Raw genomic sequence first — 18,920 nt, 5'->3', positions numbered from 1 at the left:
CGTCCCCGCCATGGCGGGACATACGGGTGGCACATCCGCCCGTATGTCCAAACGCCGGGTAGCCGGGTCCGGCTCAGCCGATGGCGATGCCGGCACCGCATTCTGGCTGATGGCGCCGGCGCTCACCCTTTATGCCGTCTTCACGCTGCTGCCGATCGCCGCCACCTTCTGGCTGAGCTTCAACAGTTCCGCCGGCTTCAATACCTCCGCGCGCTTCGTCGGCCTCGACAATTACGCCAAGGCGGCGCAGGATCCGATCGTCTGGAAGAGCCTCGTCCATACCTTCCTCTGGCTGGCCTATCATGTGGTGATGGCCGGCGGCCTCGGTCTGCTGCTGGCGCTTGCCGTCAGCAGACTGAGAGTGACACAAGTCTTCTTCCGCACCGCTTTCTTCCTGCCGCATCTGGTGTCGCTCGCCGTCGTCGGCGTCATCTGGGCCAATATCTACGACCCGTTTTTCGGCCTGCTGAACACGGCCCTGACGCGGATCGGGCTCGGCGCCTTCACGCGAGGATGGCTTTCCGATCCCGCTTTGGTGCTGTTCTCCGTCAATGTCGCAAGCTCGTGGCAGGGCTTCGGCCTCTACATGCTGCTCTTCATCGCCGGCCTGCAGAATATCGACCACTCGCTTTACGACGCGGCGGAAGTGGACGGCGCCAACGCCTTCCAGAAGCTGATCTATGTCACGCTGCCGGGGCTTCGCGAGGTGACCACTTTCGTCGTCTCGCTGGCGATGATCAATGGCCTGAAAGGCTTCGCCACGGTCTTCGTCATGACCAATGGCGGCCCGTTCTATCAGAGCGAACTGATCACCACCTACATCTACCGGCTTGCCTTCCAGTCCCAGGATCACGGGCTTGCGGCGGTGCTCTGCATCCTGCTCAGCCTGCTTGCGCTCGCCATCACCATCGTCTTCAACCGCTGGCGCGCGAGGCTTTCCCAATGAGTGTGCGCAATCGCGAATGGCCGGTGGCGCTGGCGCTAACCCCGGTCCTGATTCTGATCCTCGCTCCCTTCGTCTGGCTGGTGATCTCGAGCTTCAAGACAGAGGCCGAGATTGGCCAGGCCGATCCCTTCACCTGGCCCGCCGACCTGATGTGGCGGAATTATCTCGACGCCTGGCAGACCGGCGGCTTCGGGGACCTCGTCGGCAACAGCCTCATCAACCTCGTCGGCGTCGTCGCCTTGTCGCTCATCACCTGCGCGCCGGCCGGCTATGCGCTTGCCAAGATCCGATTCCCCGGCCGGGAATGGCTGTTCTACGCCTTCATCCTCGGGCTCACCGTGCCGGTCCAGGCGATCGTCATCCCGCTCTACCAGGTGCTCTTCGGACTGAATCTCGTCAACACGCTTGCTGGTATCGTGCTGGTGCAGGTCAGCAACGGCATTCCCTTCGGCATCTTCCTGATGCGGAGCTTCTTCATCGGCGTGCCGGACGATCTGATCGAGGCCGCCAAGATCGACGGCGCTTCGCATTTCCAGATCCTCACCAAGGTCTTTCTGCCGATCTCGACACCCGCGGTGCAAGCGCTCGTCATCATCAGCGCGCTTTCCACCTGGAACGATTTCTTCCTGCCGCTGATCGTGCTGATCAGCCCCGAGGTACAGACGCTGCCGCTCGGGCTGGTCCGTTTCGCCAGCACCTATGCCTCCGATTATCGCCTGGTCTTCTCGGGCACCGTCATTTCGTTCCTGCCGATCATTCTTCTCTACATCCTGATGCAGCGCCGCTTCACCGAGGGGCTGACGCAGGGGGCAATCAAGGGCTGACCATGTCGCATCAGATCCAGCGGGAAATCCGCTACAATTTCGAATTCGACCATCGCATCAAGGCCTGCTTCATCGGCGCCGGCGGCCATGCCTATCGCAATGTCTATCCGGCGCTGCGGTATGCGCCGGTGGAACTTGCCGGCATCTGCGATCTCGATCTCGGCCGCGCCGAGAAATTCGCAAAACTCTTCGGCGCCGGCAAGGCCTATACCGATCATCGCGAGATGCTGGAGCGAGAAAAGCCGGAGCTGGTCTTTCTCGTCACCGCCTATCATCCCGACGGCCGGGTCCAGGCGGCCGATCTGGCGCTCGACGCCCTTGCAGCGGGCGCGCACGTCTGGATGGAAAAACCGACAGCGGCAAGCATCGACGATATCGAAATGCTGCAGGCGGCAAGTGCGGCGGCCGGCCGCATGGTGATGACCGGTCTCAAGAAGACCTTCTTTCCGACGATCGAGAAACTCAAGGATCTGATCGGCTCGCCGGGTTTCGGCAGGCTGACCTCGATCAATGTCCGTTATCCCCAGAGCCTGCCGAGGCCGGAAGACCGCGCCGATCTCGTCAAGATGCAGAGCTTTCTCGACCATATCTACCATCCAGGCGCGATCCTCAATTTCCTCGGCGGCGAGATAGAGCGTGCCAGTTATGAGTGGGAGCCGTTGGCCGGGGCAAGCGTCACCAGCCTGCGCTTCCGCTCCGGCGCGATCGGAACGCTGCACCTCGCCGCCGGCCAGTCGGGCGGCAGCATCTTCGAGCGCGTGGAGATCATCGGCGAAGGCGCCAACGCCATCATCGAAAACGGCAGCCGTCTGACGTATTTCCGCAAGGCGGACCTGCCGTCCTATGGCCGCGCCGCAAGCTTCATCCAGCCGGACGAGAATGCCGCTTTGCTCTATGAGCCTGAGCATTCGCTCGGCCAGCTCTATAACAACAATCTCTTTTATCTCGGCTATGTGCCCGAGATCCTGCATCTGACGGATGCGATCCTTGCCGGCACCCAGATATCAAGGGGCACGCTCGAAATCGCCCGCGAGATCATGAAGCTCTTCGAATTCTACAGACGCACGAATGCCGGCGTCACCACCAATCTCTGACAGGGAGGGACAGCCTTGAGCGATACCGATGTGATTTTCAGGAAAGCTGGCGGTGAATTCATGCCGACCAGTTGGGGCGAACTCAACTGGAAGATCACCGGCGACGGCACGCCCGGCGCCGAGATGACCTTCGGTACCTGTCGCATCAATCCCGGCGAACGCAACCAGCTGCATTCGCACCCCGACTGCGAGGAGATCCTCTACGTCGTTTCCGGCAGTTGCGAACACAAGCTCGGCGATGCGCTTTATCGGCTCGAACCTGGCGATGCGATCCGCATTCCCCGCAATATCCGTCACTGGGCGCGCGCGCTCGGCACCGAACCGCTCTTCGCGCTGATCATGTTCTCCTCCGGTACCCGGACGGCGGTCAATCATGAAGGCGAGGGTGCGGCCTGAATCGGCAGATTTTCATCAACCTTGCCAAGGCTCTGACGATTGCGTGAAGCCGCTCCGATAGCTGTGACAAAACCTCATCGCCTCTGCTATGTCAGGAAAAATGCGACGACCCAACCAGCGTCGCACTCTGTCTGATCAATGCCAGGAGTTTAAAAGATGAGCGGTACCTCCGACTATATCCCCCCGAAGGTCTGGACCTGGAACAAGGCGAATGGCGGCCAATTCGCCAACATCAATCGCCCGATAGCGGGACCGACACATGAGAAGGAGCTTCCGATCGGCCGCCACCCGCTGCAGCTCTATTCGCTCGGAACGCCGAACGGCCAGAAGGTCACGATCATGCTCGAGGAACTGCTGGCGCTCGGTCATGGCGGTGCGGAGTATGACGCCTGGCTGATCAGGATCGGCGAGGGCGACCAGTTCGGCAGCGGCTTCGTCGCCGTCAATCCCAACTCCAAGATCCCGGCGCTGATGGACCGCAGCGGCCCGAAGCCGGTCCGCGTCTTCGAATCCGGCGCCATCCTCACCTATCTCGCCGAGAAGTTCGGCGCCTTCCTGCCGACCGAGCCGAGTGAGCGTGCCGAATGCCTGTCATGGCTGTTCTGGCAAATGGGAAGCGCGCCCTATCTCGGCGGCGGCTTCGGCCATTTCTACGCCTATGCACCAACCAAGATCGAATATGCGATCGACCGCTTCGCGATGGAGGTGAAGCGTCAGCTCGACGTGCTCGATCACCGTCTTGCCGAAAGCGAATATGTGGCAGGCAGTCAATACACGATCGCCGATATTGCCATCTGGCCGTGGTACGGCGGCCTGGTGAAGGGCTGGAGCTACGAGGCCGCGGAATTCCTGCAAGTCGGGGACTATAAAAACGTGTTGCGCTGGGCCGACAATATCTATAGCCGGCCCGCGGTGCAGCGCGGCCGGATGGTCAACCGCCTCTCCGGCGACCCGTCGAGCCAGTTGCACGAGCGCCACGACGCCAGCGATTTCGAGACCAAAACGCAGGACAAGCTGGCGGCTGCCGAATAAGCAAGCCGTGCCAGCTGGTTGTTTCAGCAATAAATCAGGCTCCGCCGCCCCTACGGCGGCGGAGCATTTGCGAGCTGCCCGAACTCAGTTCTTGACCGTGTCTTCCAGGAAGAAGCGGCCGAGCGGGTTCTGGTGGAAGTTCTCGATATTCTTGCGCGAGACGTTGATGTAGGGGCTGTAATAGAGGTCGATCCAGTTGACGTCGTCCTTGGCCATCTTCTGCAGATCGACATACATCTCTTCGCGTTTCTTCGGGTCGAGTTCGAGACGCGCCTTGGCGACCAGCTCCTTCACCGCCTCATTCTTGTAGTTGGTCATGTAATTATTGTTCGAATCGTGGCCGAGAACAAAGGTTGTCTTCTGGTCCGGATCGAGGATGTCGTTCGTCCAATAGTTGACGGAGATGTCGTAGTCGCCCGCAACCGTCATGTCCCATTCCTGGCTCGGGTCGACCTTTTGCAGGTTGGCGGTAATGCCGGCCTTCTGCAACTGCTGCTGGACCAGCACGGCCGTCTGTTCGTCGACCTCGTCACCGGCGCGGATCAGATAATTGAGCGTCAGGTCGGAAGCGCCAGCAGCAAGCAGCATCTCCTTTGCTTTTTCAGGATCGTAGGGCCGCTGCAAATTATCGGCGAAATAATAAAGCGCGCCTTTCGGAATGTAAGAGTTGGCAACCGTGCCCTGGCGGAAGGTGACGGCGTCGACGATCGCCTTCTTGTCGATCGCCAAGTCGAGCGCCTGGCGGACTTCTTTCTTGGCGAGCGCGCCGTGCGCATGGTTGATCAGAAGATGATCCTCGCGAGTAGAGGAATCGACGTCGACGTTGAGGCTTGTATCCTTCTTCAGCTCCTCGACCCGGGAAAACGGTACAAAGATCGCCGCATCCAGCTCGCCGGCCTGGACGTTGAGCATCCGGGTATTGTCGTCGGGCACGGAGATCCATTCGACGCCGTCGAGCTTGACTCGGTCGGCCTGCCAGAAGTTTGGGTTCTTCTTAAGGATAATGCGGTCGCCACGCCGCCATTCCTCGACGGTGAAGGCGCCGGATGCGACCGGCTTTTCGGCATAGGTATCGGCGCCCAGCGCTTCCATGCCCGCCTTCGAAATGACGGAAGCGTTCGGCAGCGCCAGCGTCGACAGGAACGGCGCCGACGGATTCTTGAGCTTGATCGTCAGCGTATGCGCGTCGGTCGCAGCCGCCGTGTCGATCACCTTGTAGGAATCGCTCCAGAGCGAGGCCGGGTCGTCGCGGATGCGCAGCAGGCTGTAGGCCGCGTCTTCCGCCGTCAGCGGCGAACCGTCCGAGAATTTCGCATCGCGGATCTTGAAGGTGTAGGTCAGCCCGTCATTGGAGGCGGTCCAGCTTTCGGCAAGGCCCGGCTCCAGCTTGGTGCCTGTCTTGTCGACGCGGATCAGCACATCGTAGACGTTCGAGAACACCCAGTTGTCGATGTTCTGCGCCGTCTTGATCGGATCGAATGTCGTCGAATCCTCGCGGCGGCCGATGGTGAGCACACCGGCGGCTTCGGCATAGCTTGCACTCAATGTCAGGCCAGCGAGCATGGCGGCAAGCCCGATTGATTTCCACCTGTTTGGCATCAGTTCGTTCCCTTCTTTGTTATGGCATGCGTCTGATGGATATGGATTGCGCCTCGTCCCTGCGGCCGGTGCCCTTGCAGCAGCGGCTTGTCAGGATCGATGTCGGGAATGGCAGCGATCAGCGCCGCGGTATAGGCATGCTTCGGCCGCGCGAAGACCTCGTCGGAGCGGCCCTCCTCGACGATCTCTCCGCGATACATCACGACGACGCGTTCGCAGAGATTGCGCACGATCGCCAGATCATGGGCGATGAAGACCAGCGTCAGGTTCATCTTCGCGGTGAGCTGGCGGAAAAGCTCGATGATCTGCGCCTGGATGGTGACGTCGAGGGCCGCCACGCATTCGTCGGCGATAATCAGCTTCGGTTCGACGGCAAGCGCGCGGGCGATGCCGGCGCGCTGGCACTGACCGCCGCTCATGCTGCGCGGCTTGCGCTCAGCGAATTCGCGCTCGAGGCCGACGAGATCGAGCAGTTCGCCGATGCGCGCCGGAATATCGACCTTGGCGACCTTGCCCTGCACCTTCAGCACCTCGGCCAGCATCTGCCCGATCGTCAGCCGGGGATTGAGGGCATTATAGGGGTCCTGGAACACCATCGCCGTTTCGCGCCTGAGCTTTGCCAGGCCAGCGCTTTTCTGCAGCGTGAGATCGACACCGTCGAAGGTGACATGACCCGAGGAAAGTGGCGTGAGACCGAGCACGGCGCGGGCAAGCGTGCTTTTGCCGCTGCCGGATTCGCCGACGATGCCGACCGTCTCGCCCGGCATGATCTGCAGGCTGACGCCGGCAACGGCGCTGACCGTCTTGGCGCCACCCTTGACCAGGCTGCCACCGGCTCTGAAACGCACGTGCAGATCATCGATTTCGAGCAAGGGTCTCGCCGGCGCGCGTGCCTCGGCGATCTCGAGCGCCGGCGCCGGCATCCCGCCTGATATCGACGGGTGGCTGTCGATCAGGTTGATCGTATAGGGATGTTGCGGCTGTGCGAGGATCGTCCGCTTCGGCCCCTCTTCGATGAGCTTGCCGCCACGCATTACGGCGATGCGGTCGCAGGTCTGGGCGACGATGCCGAGATCGTGAGTGATGAGAATGATCGACAGGCCGCGGCGGTCGCGAATATCGATCAGCAGCCGCAGGATCTGCGCCTGAATGGTGACGTCGAGCGCCGTCGTCGGTTCGTCGGCGATCAGGATTTTCGGATTGCAGGACAGGGCAACACCGATCATCGCCCGCTGGCGCATGCCGCCGGAAAATTCATGCGGATAGCTGTCGTACTGCCGGCCGGGGTCGGGAAAGCCGACCTGCGCGAGAATTTCCAACGCCGCGGCGCGAGCTTCGTGGGCACCAAGGCCCTGATGATAGCGGATGCCCTCGGCGATCTGATTGCCGATCCGCATGACCGGATCGAGATGGCTGGTCGGGTTCTGGAAGATCATGCCGATCTCACCGCCGCGCACCTTCAGCATCTCAACGTCATGGATCCGCGTCAGGTCGCGTCCTTCCAGCAGCATGGAACCGCTCTCGATCTTCAGCAGCGAGGAGGGCAAGAGGCGCACCAGCGAGCGGCAGAACAGGCTCTTGCCCGAGCCGCTCTCGCCGACGAGACCGAGAATTTCGCCGCGACCGAGATCGAGCGAGACTGCATCAAGCAGCGTGCGCGGGCCGGAATCGAGATGCGCTCTGACGGTGAGATCGCGAACGGAGAGCACAGGACCGCTCATTCATGCACTCCCAGCAATTCGCCGAGCGCATCGCCCAGCATGCTGAAGCCGAAGGCAAGGCAGACGATGGAGAGGCCGGGAAACAGCGTGATCCACCAGGCGGTGGTGATGAAGCTCTGCCCCTCCGCGACCATGACGCCCCATTCGGCGATCGGCGGCTGGACGCCGAGGCCGAGATAGCTGACGGCCGCACCGCTCAGCAGCACCAGAGTCGCATCGGACATGGAAAAGACGATCGAGCCGGCAATCGCGTTCGGCAGCAGGTGCCGGAACATGATACGCCTGCGGCTGAAGCCGAGGCTGACGGCGGCCACTGCGTAATCGCTGCTCTTCAGCACCAGCATCTGCGCCCGGATCAGCCGCGCATAGGAGACCCAGCCGACCAGCGCCATGGCGATGTAGAAGCTGCCGAGTCCTGGGCCGAGGATCGCGATAATCGACAGCATCAGCACGAGAAAGGGAAAGGCAAGAATGATATCGACCAGACGCATGAACAGTGCATCGACGATTCCACCGAAGAAGCCGGAGATGGTGCCGACCGTCGTGCCGATCAGGAACGGGAAGACGACGCCGATCAGCGCCATCTGCAGATCGATGCGCGCACCCCAGATGACGCGGGAGAGGATGTCACGGCCGAAATTGTCGGTGCCGAAGGGGTGAAGCAGCGAAGGCGCCTGCAGGCGCACCTCGGCATTCTGCATGATCGGGTCATAGGGCGCGAGAAGAGGCGCGCCAAGCGCCAGCAGGATGAAGAACAACAGCACGCCGGCGCCGACGGCAAACATCGGCCGCCGGCCGAGGAGGAGGCGGCCAGGGGACGCGGGTGTTGTCACCTCGACGCTCATAGCTTCACCCTCGGATCGACGGCAACGGTGACGATATCGGCGATGAAGTTGATCAGCACGGTGGCGCAGGCAAAGACCATCGCGACGCCCTGCACCACCATATAGTCACGCGAGAAGATCGCCCTGACGAGGAGCTGGCCCATGCCGGGCAGCGCGAAGACGCTCTCGACCACAACCGTGCCGCCGATCAGCCAGCCGATGTTGACGGCAAGCAGGTTGATCGTCGGCACCAGCGAATTCGGCAGCACGTGCCGCCAGAAGACGATGCCTTCGGGCATGCCGCGGGCGCGCGCCGCCGTCGCGACATCTGATTTCAGCGACTCGATCATCGCGGCGCGCAGGCTGCGCGTCAAAACGGTCGAGAGCGACAGCGCCACCGTCAGGCTCGGCAGCACGAGATGCGCAAGTTTGTCGCCGAGCGTCGCGCCGTAGCCGGAAACCGGCAGCAGCCCGAGTTCGACGCTGAAGAGGATGATCAGCATCAGCCCCAACCAGAAGGGCGGAAAGCCGATGCCGAAGGTCGAGACGATGCGCACCGCATGGTCCGGCGCCCGGCCGGCATTGCGTGCGGCGATCGCCGCCATCGGCACAGCGATCAGCACCGACAGCACGACGCTTGCGGCGACGAGGGCAAGCGTCGGCTCGATGCGGGTGACGATCAGCTTCAGCACGTCGATCTTGTAGAGGATCGATTTGCCCATCTCGCCATTGGCGAGATTTTTGAGGAAATAGACATATTGCAGCCACATCGGCTGATCGAGACCGTATTGGGCACGGATGCTGGCAAGGGCAGCCGGTGTGGCGCGCGTACCGAGGATGTTGCGCGCCGGATCGCCGGGGATCAGCCGAACCAGAATGAAGGTGATGACGCTGATGCCGAAGATGACGGGCAGGAACTGAAGCGGTCGGGTCAGAACGAATTTATAGCGATACATGAGCACGGCCGCCCCTCTGTCCTCGTCCGGTTTGAGCCGCTTTCACTTGCATCAGGCTGCCTTGTGCCGGTCGAGGAAATCGAGAAGCGCCGGATAATAGTCCTGCGGGTTCTCATAGAAGGGCATGTGGCTGGCATTGGCGAACACCCGGAGCTCGGCATTCGGCAGCGCCAGCTTCATCCTGAGCGCGCAGGCGGGCGTCAGCTCGTCATGCTCTCCCGTGGTGATCAGCACGGGCAGCGTCAGCCGCGGCAGATCCGGGATGCGGTTCCAGTCCTTGAGGTTGCCGATGTAAAGAAACTCGTTCGGGCCCTGCATCGTCGCGTAAGGCGCCATGTTCCAGTCGTCGAGCGAACGGCGTATCGGCGCCGGCCATTCGGCCAGGCGGCAGACATGGCGGTAGTTGAGGATGGTGACGGCGGCGATATATTCCGGATGATCGTAGGTCCCCTGCGCCTCATGCTTCTGCATCATCGAGACTGTTTCCGGACCAAGCGCTGCCCGCAGCCGTTCCAGTTCCGAGATCAGATGCGGCATGTCGGCGACGGTATCCTCGAGGATCAGCGTCTTGAGGTTTTCGGGGTAGGTCAAGGCATAATCGATCGCCAGCCACCCGCCCCAGGAATGGCCGAGCATGTGGACCTTTCCGAGTCCGAGCGTCTTGCGCACCGTTTCGGTCTCCTCGACATAGCGGCCGATCGTCCAGAGCGAGAGATCGTCCGGCCGATCGGAGGCGCCGGTGCCGAGCTGGTCGAAGGCGACGACGCGGTAGCCCTTGTCGATCAGGCAGGAGTGCGCCTCGCGCAGGTAATCGCAGGGCAGACCGGGACCGCCGTTCAGGCAGAACACCGTCTCGTTGCCGGTCCCGAAGCTATAGGCGACGACGCGATAGCCACCGGCATCGATCTCAAATCGCGCGTCCGGCTGTATTTCACGCCACATTGATTGCTCCAGCAGAAAATACCCCTTGCTCAATATTTGGGCGTGGTTAATTTTTTACCGTAAATCGCGTTCCGTGCCAGCTATAAGAAGTGATAGGGTAGGGCGCCACGCCGAAACCGGGAGCAGCCCATGCTTGACGACATCGGAACGATCAGACGGCAGTTTACGGCGCATGAGACGCTGGACGGCCGGATCGACCAGGCCTTCGAGGCGATGAAGCAGCTGGGCTTCGAGGCTCTCATCTACGACTATACGCCGGTGCCCTACGACCTCGACGGCGCGATCATGATCCCGTCGCTGCTGAAGCTCCGGAACATCGCCGACGATATGCACGACTATTGGTTCGATCGCGGTTATTTCCGCATCGACCCGGTCCAGCAGGTGGCGCTGCGCAGCACCGCGCCGTTCTTCTGGAATTACGACACGAATGCGGACACGCTGATCAACCGCTTCATGAGTGACGACACCGCACCGGTGACGCGCTATCTCCTCGAACGCGACATGTCGACCGGTGTCACCGTGCCGGTGCATATGCCGGGAGGCGATTATGCGACGGTCACCGGCATCCGTTTCCGCGGCGACCGCGATTTCGAACGGCATGCGTTGCGCGCTATCGCTGACTTCAACCTGCTTGCCCACGTCTTCCATGAGACCGCCTATTCGCTTTTCGACACGAAGGCTCGAAGCGTCGGCACCATTCGCCTGACCGAGCGGGAGCGCGAATGCCTCCGCCATTCGGCGGAAGGCTATTCCGCCAAGGAAATCTCGCGCATCATCGGCCGTTCCGTCCCGACCGTGGTCATGCATCTCAACGCCGCGGCCAAGAAACTCGGCGCCCGCAACCGTACGCAGGCCGTCGTACGCGCCACTCATTACCGCCTGCTCTAAGAGCGCGGCCGATCATTGCCATCCTATAACTTGTGATAGCTGCCTTCGCCGCGGTTGCCGCGTTATGGTTGCCAAACTTCCGAGGAATGGAGATGTCGGTGGCCGAAGTCGCAACAAGTGAAGCCTATCTGCCCTTTCGCGATTATCGCACCTGGTACCGCGTCACCGGTTCGCTGAAAAGCGACAAGCTGCCTCTCGTCGTTGCCCACGGTGGGCCCGGCTGCACGCATGACTACGTCGATTCCTTCAAGGAAATCGCCGCCCTCGACGGCCGCCCGGTCATCCACTACGACCAGCTCGGCAACGGCAATTCCACCCGCCTTCCGGACAAGGGCCCGGATTTCTGGACGGTCGGCCTGTTCCTCGAAGAGCTCGACGCACTGCTTGCCCATCTCGGCATCCAGCATCGTTACGCCTTCCTCGGCCAGTCCTGGGGCGGCATGCTCGGCGCCGAACATGCGGTGCGCCGGCCGCAAGGCCTGAAGGCCCTTGTCATCGCCAACTCGCCGGCCAACATGCACACCTGGGTTGCCGAAGCCAATCGGCTGCGGCAGGAATTGCCGAAGGAGGTGCAGGACACGCTGCTGAAGCACGAACGGGCGGGAAGCCTTACCGATCCGGACTATATCGCCGCCTCCCGCGTCTTCTATGATCGCCATGTCTGCCGCGTCGCGCCATGGCCGCCCGATGTGGCGCGGACATTCGCCATCATGGACGAAGACAACACCGTCTATCGCAACATGAACGGCCCGACGGAATTCCACGTCATCGGAACGATGAAGGATTGGACGATCGAAGACAGGCTCGACCGCATCGAAGCACCGACGCTGCTGATCTCGGGCAAACATGACGAGGCGACGCCCCTCGTCGTAAGGCCCTATCTCGAACGCGTCCCGGGCTGCGAATGGGTGCTCTTCGAAAATTCCAGCCATATGCCGCATGTCGAGGAAAAGCAGCTTTGCCTGGCGACCGTTTCCCGCTTCCTGTCGCGGCACGACTGACGCATATGCTGGTCCGTCATGACTGGCGAACCAGCCATTTCTTGGCGACCCGGCAGGCCATCGTATAGGCCGGGTCAAAGACGTTGCCGACGTCGTAACGCACGACCTGGCCGAGCAGATGGCTGGCCGCTGTCCGGTCCAGGCCGTAATCCGACGCCAGCCAGGTCAGCATTTCGCTCGTCGCATGCTGGAGCGCCTGGTCGAGGGGTCTCGCATTGCCGACGGTGAATATGTCTTCAGCGGTTTCTCCGCGTGGCCAGATCAGCCCGGCCTTCTTTTCCACCGTCAGCCGCACCGTGACGTCGAAAGTGGTCTCGACGCCGGTACCGACGATCTCGCCATCTCCTTGCACCGCATGGCAGTCGCCCAAAAAGAAAAGGGCGCCCGGCGCCGATACGGGCAAGCGAACGGTCGTGCCCGGACCGAACAGGCGATAATCCATGTTGCCGCCATATTCGCCGCTGGTCGCCGTCGAGATTGCCTGGCCAAGGCTGGGCGCAACCCCGAAACAGCCGATCATCGGCGCAAGAGGCAGAACGAAACTGTCGAGGCCGGAGACCGGCTCGGACAATCGGACCGTCAATGCTTCGCGGTCGATCGCCCAGATCGCCATGTCGCGCGGCGGCAGGTCGCGAACCGTTTCAGGATCGATGACATTGGCCGCGACGATGCTGCGCGTAAAACCAGTGTCCCTCGTCGGGATCATGCTGATGATCTCGACCTTCAGCGCATCTCCGGGTTCCGCGCCTTCCACGAAGATCGGGCCGTTCATCGGGTTGGGACCAGATGTCCGCCGGATGCCGTCCTTGTCATAGCCGATGGCGTCGAGTGTCTCCGTGACGACGGTGTCGCCGTCAGCGATGTGCAAGGCGGGCGGAAGAGAGCCGATGACATTGTGGAAGGTCGTCGGAATGAAGCGGTGAGTGGTCATGAGAATACGGCTCTCGCTTTTTTTCAAATACCGTCAGCCCAGGCTGCGTTGCCGGCTGAGAATCGAGACTAGATCAGAGATGATCTGGGAAGCCAATATCCCGACATCGCTCGTGTAGCCCCGCATCGATTTCGCGATCGTGACCCGACGTCTCCTGCCGCGAAACGGCCGGCTGATCTTGCCTTTCATTCTCCGAATGTTATATGTAGGTAAGTGCCTACATCGGAGGTGGATTATGAGCGTGACACATCTTTCCAGCCGCGAACTAAATCACGACGTGAGCAGGGCAAAGAAGGCGGCGCAAAATGGTCCGGTCATCATCACGGATCGTGGAAAGCCATCCCACGTGTTGATGACCTATGACGAATTCGAGCGGCTAACCGGCAAGCCCCGCAGTCTCGTCGATGCTCTCTCCATGCCAGGCCTGTCGGATATCGACTTCGATCTGCCTCGAGTTGAGATCGCCCCCCGCGGAGTCGATCTATCTTGAAATATCTGCTGGACACCAATGTTGTTTCCGAGCTGCGGAAGGTCGGAGACGGCAAGGCCAATGCTAATGTGGTCGCATGGGCTGGAGCGCAAGATGCAACAGGCCTATGCATCTCCGCCATGACGATCCTGGAATTGGAACGTGGAATACTCGGCGTGCAGCGCCGCGATGTAGCGCAGGGCGCTCGTCTGCGTGCATGGCTGGAAAATCAGGTTCGGCCAGCATTCGCCGACCGTATCCTGTCGATCGACGATGCGGTCGCGACGTGCTGCGCGCATCTGCATGTTCCAGACCGGCGCAATGAAGCCGATGTCTTGATTGCCGCGACGGCCCTGGTTCACGGCCTCACCGTCGTCACCCGCAATGCCCGGGATTTCGAAGGCGCGGGCATTGTCGTGCTGGACCCGTGGCAAGATTGATTTCCCTGCCGAAACGCAGTGGTGGCGCGGCGTTTCTTTGCGCGTTGTCACGGCAGTTGATGTATGGTCACGTTCGGAACAACGTCTCGCGCGATCTCGCAGAGATGCCAATGGTGGGTAAGGTAGATAACCTGTCCGACCTTTGCCATTTCGCCGAGCAAGCGGAAGACCTCTTCGGAGCGAGGATTGTCGAAGCTCTCCATGATGTCATCGGCGACGAAGGGTACGGGCCGGCGAAACGCTGCGAATTCCTCGTAGCCCGCCAGCCGCAGCGCGAGGTAGAGTTGGAACTGGGTGCCGGTCGACATCGCGTCCGCAAGCTTCGAACCACCGTCGCGCGACACGCCGATCAATATCTCCTTGTCCCGGTCGGGCTGGGTCGTCAGGCCGGAATAATTGCCGCCGGTGATCAGGCGAAAGGCCTCCGATGCGCGGTTCATCATCGAACTACGATGTTTTTCCCGATAGATATGCAGCGCCTGTTCAGCCGCGAGCGTGCCCGCGCGCAGCGTCAGATGCCGCACGGCCAGTTCCTCGATTTCAAGGAAAATGGTTCTGCGCTTGGCCTCGATCCGGGCCACGGAGTCGTCTCCGCCGACGGCCTCGAGCTTCTGCCGCGCCAGCGACACGTCGGAATAGAGAAGTTTCGCACGCTCGGTGAGATCCTCGATCCGGGCGCCAAGCTCCATGGCGTCGCGCTCGACCGCAGCGGCGTCGACAGCGTCGAGGCGCCGTTCGGCTTCGGAAAAACTCGCAGCACGCAATGCCTCGGTGATCTGGTGGCGTAACGCGGCGGCTCGCTCCTCCAGCCGGTCCCGCTCTCGGGACTGGTTCAGGAATGCTTCGACCGAAGCAAGCGAGTCCGCAGCGAAATAGCCGGTCAATTCGTCCTTGCGGGCATTGTGAACGGCCAGTTCCTCCTCCAGCGCACGCCGTTTTTCCAATTGTCTTTCGAGATCCGCCTGCCGGTCTGCCCGAAGCTGAGCCGCATGCCGCGCCGCCTCATGACGTTCCACAAGCGCGTTTGCGGAGGCGAGCGTATCCACCGCCGACTGGCTGAGACCGCAGTCTCTGAGGAGACCGGCAATTTGCTCGCGGAATTGCTGCTGGTCGCGCTCCATCGCGGCAACACGACTTGCGAGGTCATCCCTCTCCTTCAGGATGGAGGGCAGTGTAGCGAGCGCATTCAGCATCGCGCGGACAGCGGCCATCGAACCGGCCTTATCGGCAAACCAGGTTCGCGACAGCGCCTCTGCCCATTCCCGCTCCCAAGCCGCCATGGCGGCTTCCGCCTCCTGCCGGTCGCGCTCGCGTTCCCTGAGATCGTGGCTGAGGTCACCGACCGCCTTCTCGTGCGCCTGCCGCGTCGCCCGCTCGGCTCTGCCGGCGACGATTATATTATTTGCAGCCTGCATCAGCTCGGCGACCGGTCGCTGGCCTGCGTCATCAAGACCGGCTTCTGCAAGGCTCTCCGCAAGCGTTGCGACATGCCTATCCAGTTCGAGGCGAAGTGCGTGCACCGTGTCTTCTGCGTGTTGCAGATCGTCCCAGGCGGCGAGCGCCGCGGCTCGCTTGGTGCTCCAAGTCTCGAGTGCGGCCACGCGCGCCGCGGCTTCGGCGTCATGTTCGATGCTTTCAGGCAGCAGATCACCGATGCGCTCGGCAAGCGCATCATGTTCGGCGCGCGCTTCGCCAAGCAGTTCCCTTTGCCGCTCGATCATTGCTGCCGTTGCCGCTTCCGCCTGGCGGAGTTGACGCAGCTCGGCCAGTTCCTGCGCCCGCGACAGCCGGCCGGCGGATACCACGTCGTCCTGCCGCATCCGCTCCTCGAAAATCCGAGCCGTGGCGGCATTCAGGCTGGTAAGATGCGCCTGCCAGGCGGCATCGCGTTCATCGCGCAGCCGCGCGGCCTCGGTATCGTCGATCGAACCGCCGGCGACGAAGGCCGCGATCCGGGCTTTGGTCAGCGCCTGTTCGGTGCCGAGATCGCGCAGCCTTCCCTCGTGATCGCCAATCCGCTTGTCGATAGCGGCCGCTTGGCCACGCCAGGCTTCGATCTGTCGAGGCTCTGCCACGGCCATTTGCTGCAGAGCGGCGGCGTTGCCGCTCCAGGGTGCGAGCTGTTCAAACCGGTTCTCCTGCGTTCGCTTCGCCTGGACAAGTGTCCGTTCTTCCATGGTAAGCCGCACGGGGAGATCAGATCCCGCCAGCCGGCTCAGGGCGATCTCGATGCGGCCGAAAAGCTCGGGATCCAGGACCCCAGCTCCATCTCGCGAGCCGCCTTCCCTGTCCAGCCTTTCGAGATTCTCCCGCGCTCGCAACAGTTCCCGATCAGCGGCTGCCAGTTTCGCCTCGACGCCGGAACGCCGTTCGATAAGATCGCGGATGATGCCGATCAGCGAAGCGGGCAGCAGCAGGGCCTCGGGTTTCGCATGGCCGGGCTGTTCGAGATCGGCCAGCAGTCGGACCAACTCACCCTCCTGTTCGGCCAGCGCCAGCCGGCGCTTCGGCAGATCGCTCTCAGCCGCAAGATAGCGCGCCCGACCCTGATCCAGCAGGTCCATATGCGCGGCGACTGCCAGAGCCTTGTCGTCGATCGCGATCGCCTCGATCTGGTCCGCAAGCTGGCGCAGCGTGCGGTCGGCGGTCTCGACAAGCGCCTGCAGCCGCGTCTCGTCGCGCGAAAGCTGGGGCAGGAGCGCGAACCATTCGGACGGCGGCCGCGGCAGATCGCTCATGGCGGCTGCATCTGCATCCAGCCGCCGGAGCTCCAGCGCTGCAGGCAAGGCGCCGAGAAGGCGGGTCAGCTCCTGATACCGCGACTTGGCCTCGGCCAATTCCCGTGTGGTCGTGCCATAGGCGCGCTCGGCCTGCTCATGGGTCGATTTCAGGCCCGCATAGGCCGAAGCAAGCGTGTCGATGGCATTGCGCTCGGCCTTGAGCGCTTCGAGCGAACGCTTGAGTTCCGCGAGCTTGGTGCTCGACGACCGCTTCTTGTAGATTGCGTTGGCTTCGTCGGCCGCGGTCACCAGCGAACGGCTCAGGCCTGCCAGACCCGAGCTGGCCGAGAACAGCAATTCGCCGAGTTCGCCCTTGCTTTGTATGATGGCGTTGCCGCCTTCCTTGAGCGATTGATCGTCGAGCGAGAACATGGTGCGATAGGCCTCGCGACCGACGCCTCCAAGGGCGCCGGCCAGGAGCGCCTCGTTCACAGCTTGTCCCCGATCATCGACAAGGCTGCCGGTCCGCAGCTTGAGCCGCGCGAGCTCGTATTCCGAGCCACCAAATTCCAATCGCGCACCGACCTTCATCGTATTGTAGGGATGCAGGAAATTATAGGTGCTGCGCTCACCAATGCCGTAGAGCAGATCAAGGTAGGCGGCGAAGGTGGTCGACTTGCCCGCTTCGTTCAGGCCATAAACAATGTGCAAGTCCGGCGAACCTTGACGGGCCGCGCCGAAATCGATGGATTGATCGGTGAACTTGCCATAACGGGTGAGATCGAGGCGGCGCAGACGCATCAGCTGTCTCCCCGATCCACCGCCTTCATCCGGGCGGCGATGTCCTCGGCGCCATCGGCGAGAAGGCTGTCGATGAAGCGTTCAAAACCCGCCTCGTTATCACCGGCAAATGCCCGGCTCTCGGGCGGCAGGTCGGCGAGCAGGTCCCGGATCATCTCCCTGACATCGTCGCGAAATCCGCTACGCGCGATGACCTCGTCCCGCATCAGCGTGCCGAGTTCGATGACGGGATCGGCGGCGGACGCGTCTGCGGGCATCGAGGGCGCTTCGAAGGCGAGTTCCAGCTTCTCGATCCAGGTACAGCCGATCAGGTCGCTGCGCCGCTCGGCTTCCGCCTGCATGAGGTCAACATCGCGCCGGAGCTGCCAGGAGAGCGGCGTGCGGCCGGAAAGCCTGAGGCGTGCGACAAGATGGGGCGAAGCCGTGCGGTCGCGCTGCGCCATCAGCGCCGTCTCGACCAGCATGGCCGCCTCACGCCAATCATCGACACCAGTGAGGTCGACATTGACGCGCTCGAACTGCGCGATGCTGGTGCGCCGCTCCTCAACCGTCACGGTCCGGTCGTCCGCCACGGTCACAAGCGACACGGTCTTGACGCCCGCTTCATTGATGTCGCGGCCCTGAGGCATGCCGGGCATGACGACCGTCGCCGTGCCGGGATACTGGCTGCGCTGGTGGAGATGCCCGAGTGCCCAATAATCGAAACCCGAGGCATGCAGGTCGAGCACGTTGCAGGGCGCATAGACATCATGTCCGACCGATCCGGCCAGGCTCGTATGCATGATGCCGATATTGACGGCATCCGTTACCGGCGGCTTGAACTTCGGCAGCAGCGGGTCCGGGGCCTGCGGTTTCGCAAAGCTCAGGCCGTGGATCGCGACCGACAAGCTGCCCTTCGTGGCCTCCACAATCTCGGCATGGCCGCCGAAGATCTTCACCGTATGGGGCATCACCAGTTCCCTGGCGATCTTCGACATCGCATCATGATTTCCCCGGATCTTGAAGACTGAGATGCCCGCTCGGTGCAGCCGTTCGAGCTCTCCTGCCAGGAAGCGCGCCGTCTTCATCGACGTCTGCTCGCCGTCGTAGAGATCGCCGGCGATGACAAGCGCGTCGACCTGTTCCTCAAGGCAAAGATCGACGATCGCGACCAGCGCCTGCCGGCTGGCGTCACTCACGAGGTCGGCCAGCTCTGCGTTGCGAAGCGCGAGAGAGCGCAGGGGAGAGTCGAGATGGAGATCGGCAGTGTGGACGAAACGATAGGCCATGAATGCAAGAATGGTGTTGCGATAGAGTGATCCAGCAGGCGCCGTCTGACAAATAAACGGACGTTATC

At 62.2% G+C, this 18,920-nt stretch carries 16 protein-coding genes and 1 pseudogene; 9 read left to right on the top strand and 8 right to left on the bottom strand.

Going from position 1 to position 18,920, the window contains the following annotated elements; translation table 11 throughout:
• Positions 1–10: 10 nt before the first annotated feature.
• The 5 genes from J7U39_RS30955 to yghU all read left to right on the top strand — a co-directional run bounded on the left by J7U39_RS30955 (position 11) and on the right by yghU (position 4,292).
• On the top strand, positions 11–946 hold the full coding sequence (locus J7U39_RS30955; protein ID WP_210633802.1) for a sugar ABC transporter permease: 936 nt from the start codon (positions 11–13) through the stop codon (positions 944–946).
• A complete protein-coding gene (locus tag J7U39_RS30950; protein ID WP_210633570.1) occupies positions 943–1,770 on the top strand; it encodes a carbohydrate ABC transporter permease in 828 nt (275 codons plus the stop codon). Before J7U39_RS30955 ends, J7U39_RS30950 begins: the two co-directional genes overlap by 4 nt.
• A gap of 2 nt (positions 1,771–1,772) precedes the next feature.
• Positions 1,773–2,864, top strand: coding sequence for a Gfo/Idh/MocA family oxidoreductase (locus tag J7U39_RS30945; protein WP_210633569.1), 1,092 nt, complete (start codon positions 1,773–1,775; stop codon positions 2,862–2,864).
• A 15-nt stretch (positions 2,865–2,879) separates the two neighbouring features.
• Positions 2,880–3,260, top strand: coding sequence for a cupin domain-containing protein (locus J7U39_RS30940; protein ID WP_210633568.1), 381 nt, complete (start codon positions 2,880–2,882; stop codon positions 3,258–3,260).
• A gap of 156 nt (positions 3,261–3,416) precedes the next feature.
• The gene (gene yghU, locus J7U39_RS30935) at positions 3,417–4,292 is read left to right on the top strand and encodes a glutathione-dependent disulfide-bond oxidoreductase (RefSeq protein WP_210633567.1); all 876 of its coding nucleotides are present in this window, start codon (positions 3,417–3,419) and stop codon (positions 4,290–4,292) included.
• 84 nt (positions 4,293–4,376) lie between these two features.
• On the opposite strand, the gene J7U39_RS30930 is transcribed toward yghU, so the two are convergent.
• The 5 genes and pseudogenes from J7U39_RS30930 to J7U39_RS30910 form a co-directional block, all read right to left on the bottom strand.
• Complete coding sequence (locus J7U39_RS30930; RefSeq protein WP_210633566.1) at positions 4,377–5,891, bottom strand: ABC transporter substrate-binding protein; 1,515 nt, start codon at positions 5,889–5,891, stop codon at positions 4,377–4,379.
• Between the two features lie 19 nt (positions 5,892–5,910).
• A pseudogene (locus J7U39_RS30925) lies at positions 5,911–7,612 on the bottom strand (ABC transporter ATP-binding protein).
• Positions 7,609–8,457, bottom strand: a complete 849-nt coding sequence (locus J7U39_RS30920) for an ABC transporter permease (protein WP_210633565.1) — start codon at positions 8,455–8,457, stop codon at positions 7,609–7,611. The pseudogene J7U39_RS30925 and the gene J7U39_RS30920 overlap by 4 nt, the downstream one beginning before the upstream one ends.
• The gene (locus tag J7U39_RS30915) at positions 8,454–9,392 is read right to left on the bottom strand and encodes an ABC transporter permease (RefSeq protein WP_210633564.1); all 939 of its coding nucleotides are present in this window, start codon (positions 9,390–9,392) and stop codon (positions 8,454–8,456) included. Before J7U39_RS30915 ends, J7U39_RS30920 begins: the two co-directional genes overlap by 4 nt.
• Before the next feature lie 51 nt (positions 9,393–9,443).
• Positions 9,444–10,334, bottom strand: coding sequence for a proline iminopeptidase-family hydrolase (locus J7U39_RS30910; protein ID WP_210633563.1), 891 nt, complete (start codon positions 10,332–10,334; stop codon positions 9,444–9,446).
• A 129-nt stretch (positions 10,335–10,463) separates the two neighbouring features.
• On the opposite strand from J7U39_RS30910, the gene J7U39_RS30905 reads away from it, so the two are divergent.
• Positions 10,464–11,222 (top strand): LuxR family transcriptional regulator, encoded by a 759-nt coding sequence (locus tag J7U39_RS30905; RefSeq protein WP_210633562.1) that lies wholly within the window; start codon positions 10,464–10,466, stop codon positions 11,220–11,222.
• Between the two features lie 98 nt (positions 11,223–11,320).
• Positions 11,321–12,223, top strand: a complete 903-nt coding sequence (locus tag J7U39_RS30900) for a proline iminopeptidase-family hydrolase (RefSeq protein WP_210633561.1) — start codon at positions 11,321–11,323, stop codon at positions 12,221–12,223.
• 16 nt (positions 12,224–12,239) lie between these two features.
• On the opposite strand, the gene J7U39_RS30895 is transcribed toward J7U39_RS30900, so the two are convergent.
• Complete coding sequence (locus J7U39_RS30895) at positions 12,240–13,154, bottom strand: acetamidase/formamidase family protein (protein ID WP_210633560.1); 915 nt, start codon at positions 13,152–13,154, stop codon at positions 12,240–12,242.
• A gap of 235 nt (positions 13,155–13,389) precedes the next feature.
• On the opposite strand from J7U39_RS30895, the gene J7U39_RS30890 reads away from it, so the two are divergent.
• Together J7U39_RS30890 and J7U39_RS30885 are read left to right on the top strand one after the other, a co-directional pair.
• Positions 13,390–13,644 (top strand): type II toxin-antitoxin system Phd/YefM family antitoxin, encoded by a 255-nt coding sequence (locus J7U39_RS30890; protein WP_184455494.1) that lies wholly within the window; start codon positions 13,390–13,392, stop codon positions 13,642–13,644.
• Entirely contained in the window at positions 13,641–14,063 is a 423-nt protein-coding gene (locus J7U39_RS30885) for a type II toxin-antitoxin system VapC family toxin (protein WP_210633559.1), read from the top strand. Before J7U39_RS30890 ends, J7U39_RS30885 begins: the two co-directional genes overlap by 4 nt.
• Before the next feature lie 47 nt (positions 14,064–14,110).
• Here the strand turns inward: J7U39_RS30885 and J7U39_RS30880 are convergent, their stop codons facing one another.
• Positions 14,111–17,584 carry an AAA family ATPase gene (locus J7U39_RS30880; RefSeq protein ID WP_210633558.1) on the bottom strand — a complete coding sequence of 1,158 codons (3,474 nt, stop codon included), beginning with the start codon at positions 17,582–17,584 and terminating at the stop codon, positions 14,111–14,113.
• A complete protein-coding gene (locus J7U39_RS30875; RefSeq protein WP_210633557.1) occupies positions 17,584–18,852 on the bottom strand; it encodes a DNA repair exonuclease in 1,269 nt (422 codons plus the stop codon). The genes J7U39_RS30880 and J7U39_RS30875 overlap by 1 nt, the downstream gene beginning before the upstream one ends.
• Positions 18,853–18,920: the final 68 nt, after the last annotated feature.

It is taken from the genome of Rhizobium sp. NLR16a, assembly GCF_017948245.1.
GTDB lineage: Bacteria > Pseudomonadota > Alphaproteobacteria > Rhizobiales > Rhizobiaceae > Rhizobium.
Note: the sequence above shows the minus strand (reverse complement) of the source record. Positions and strands in the feature narration are given on the sequence as shown.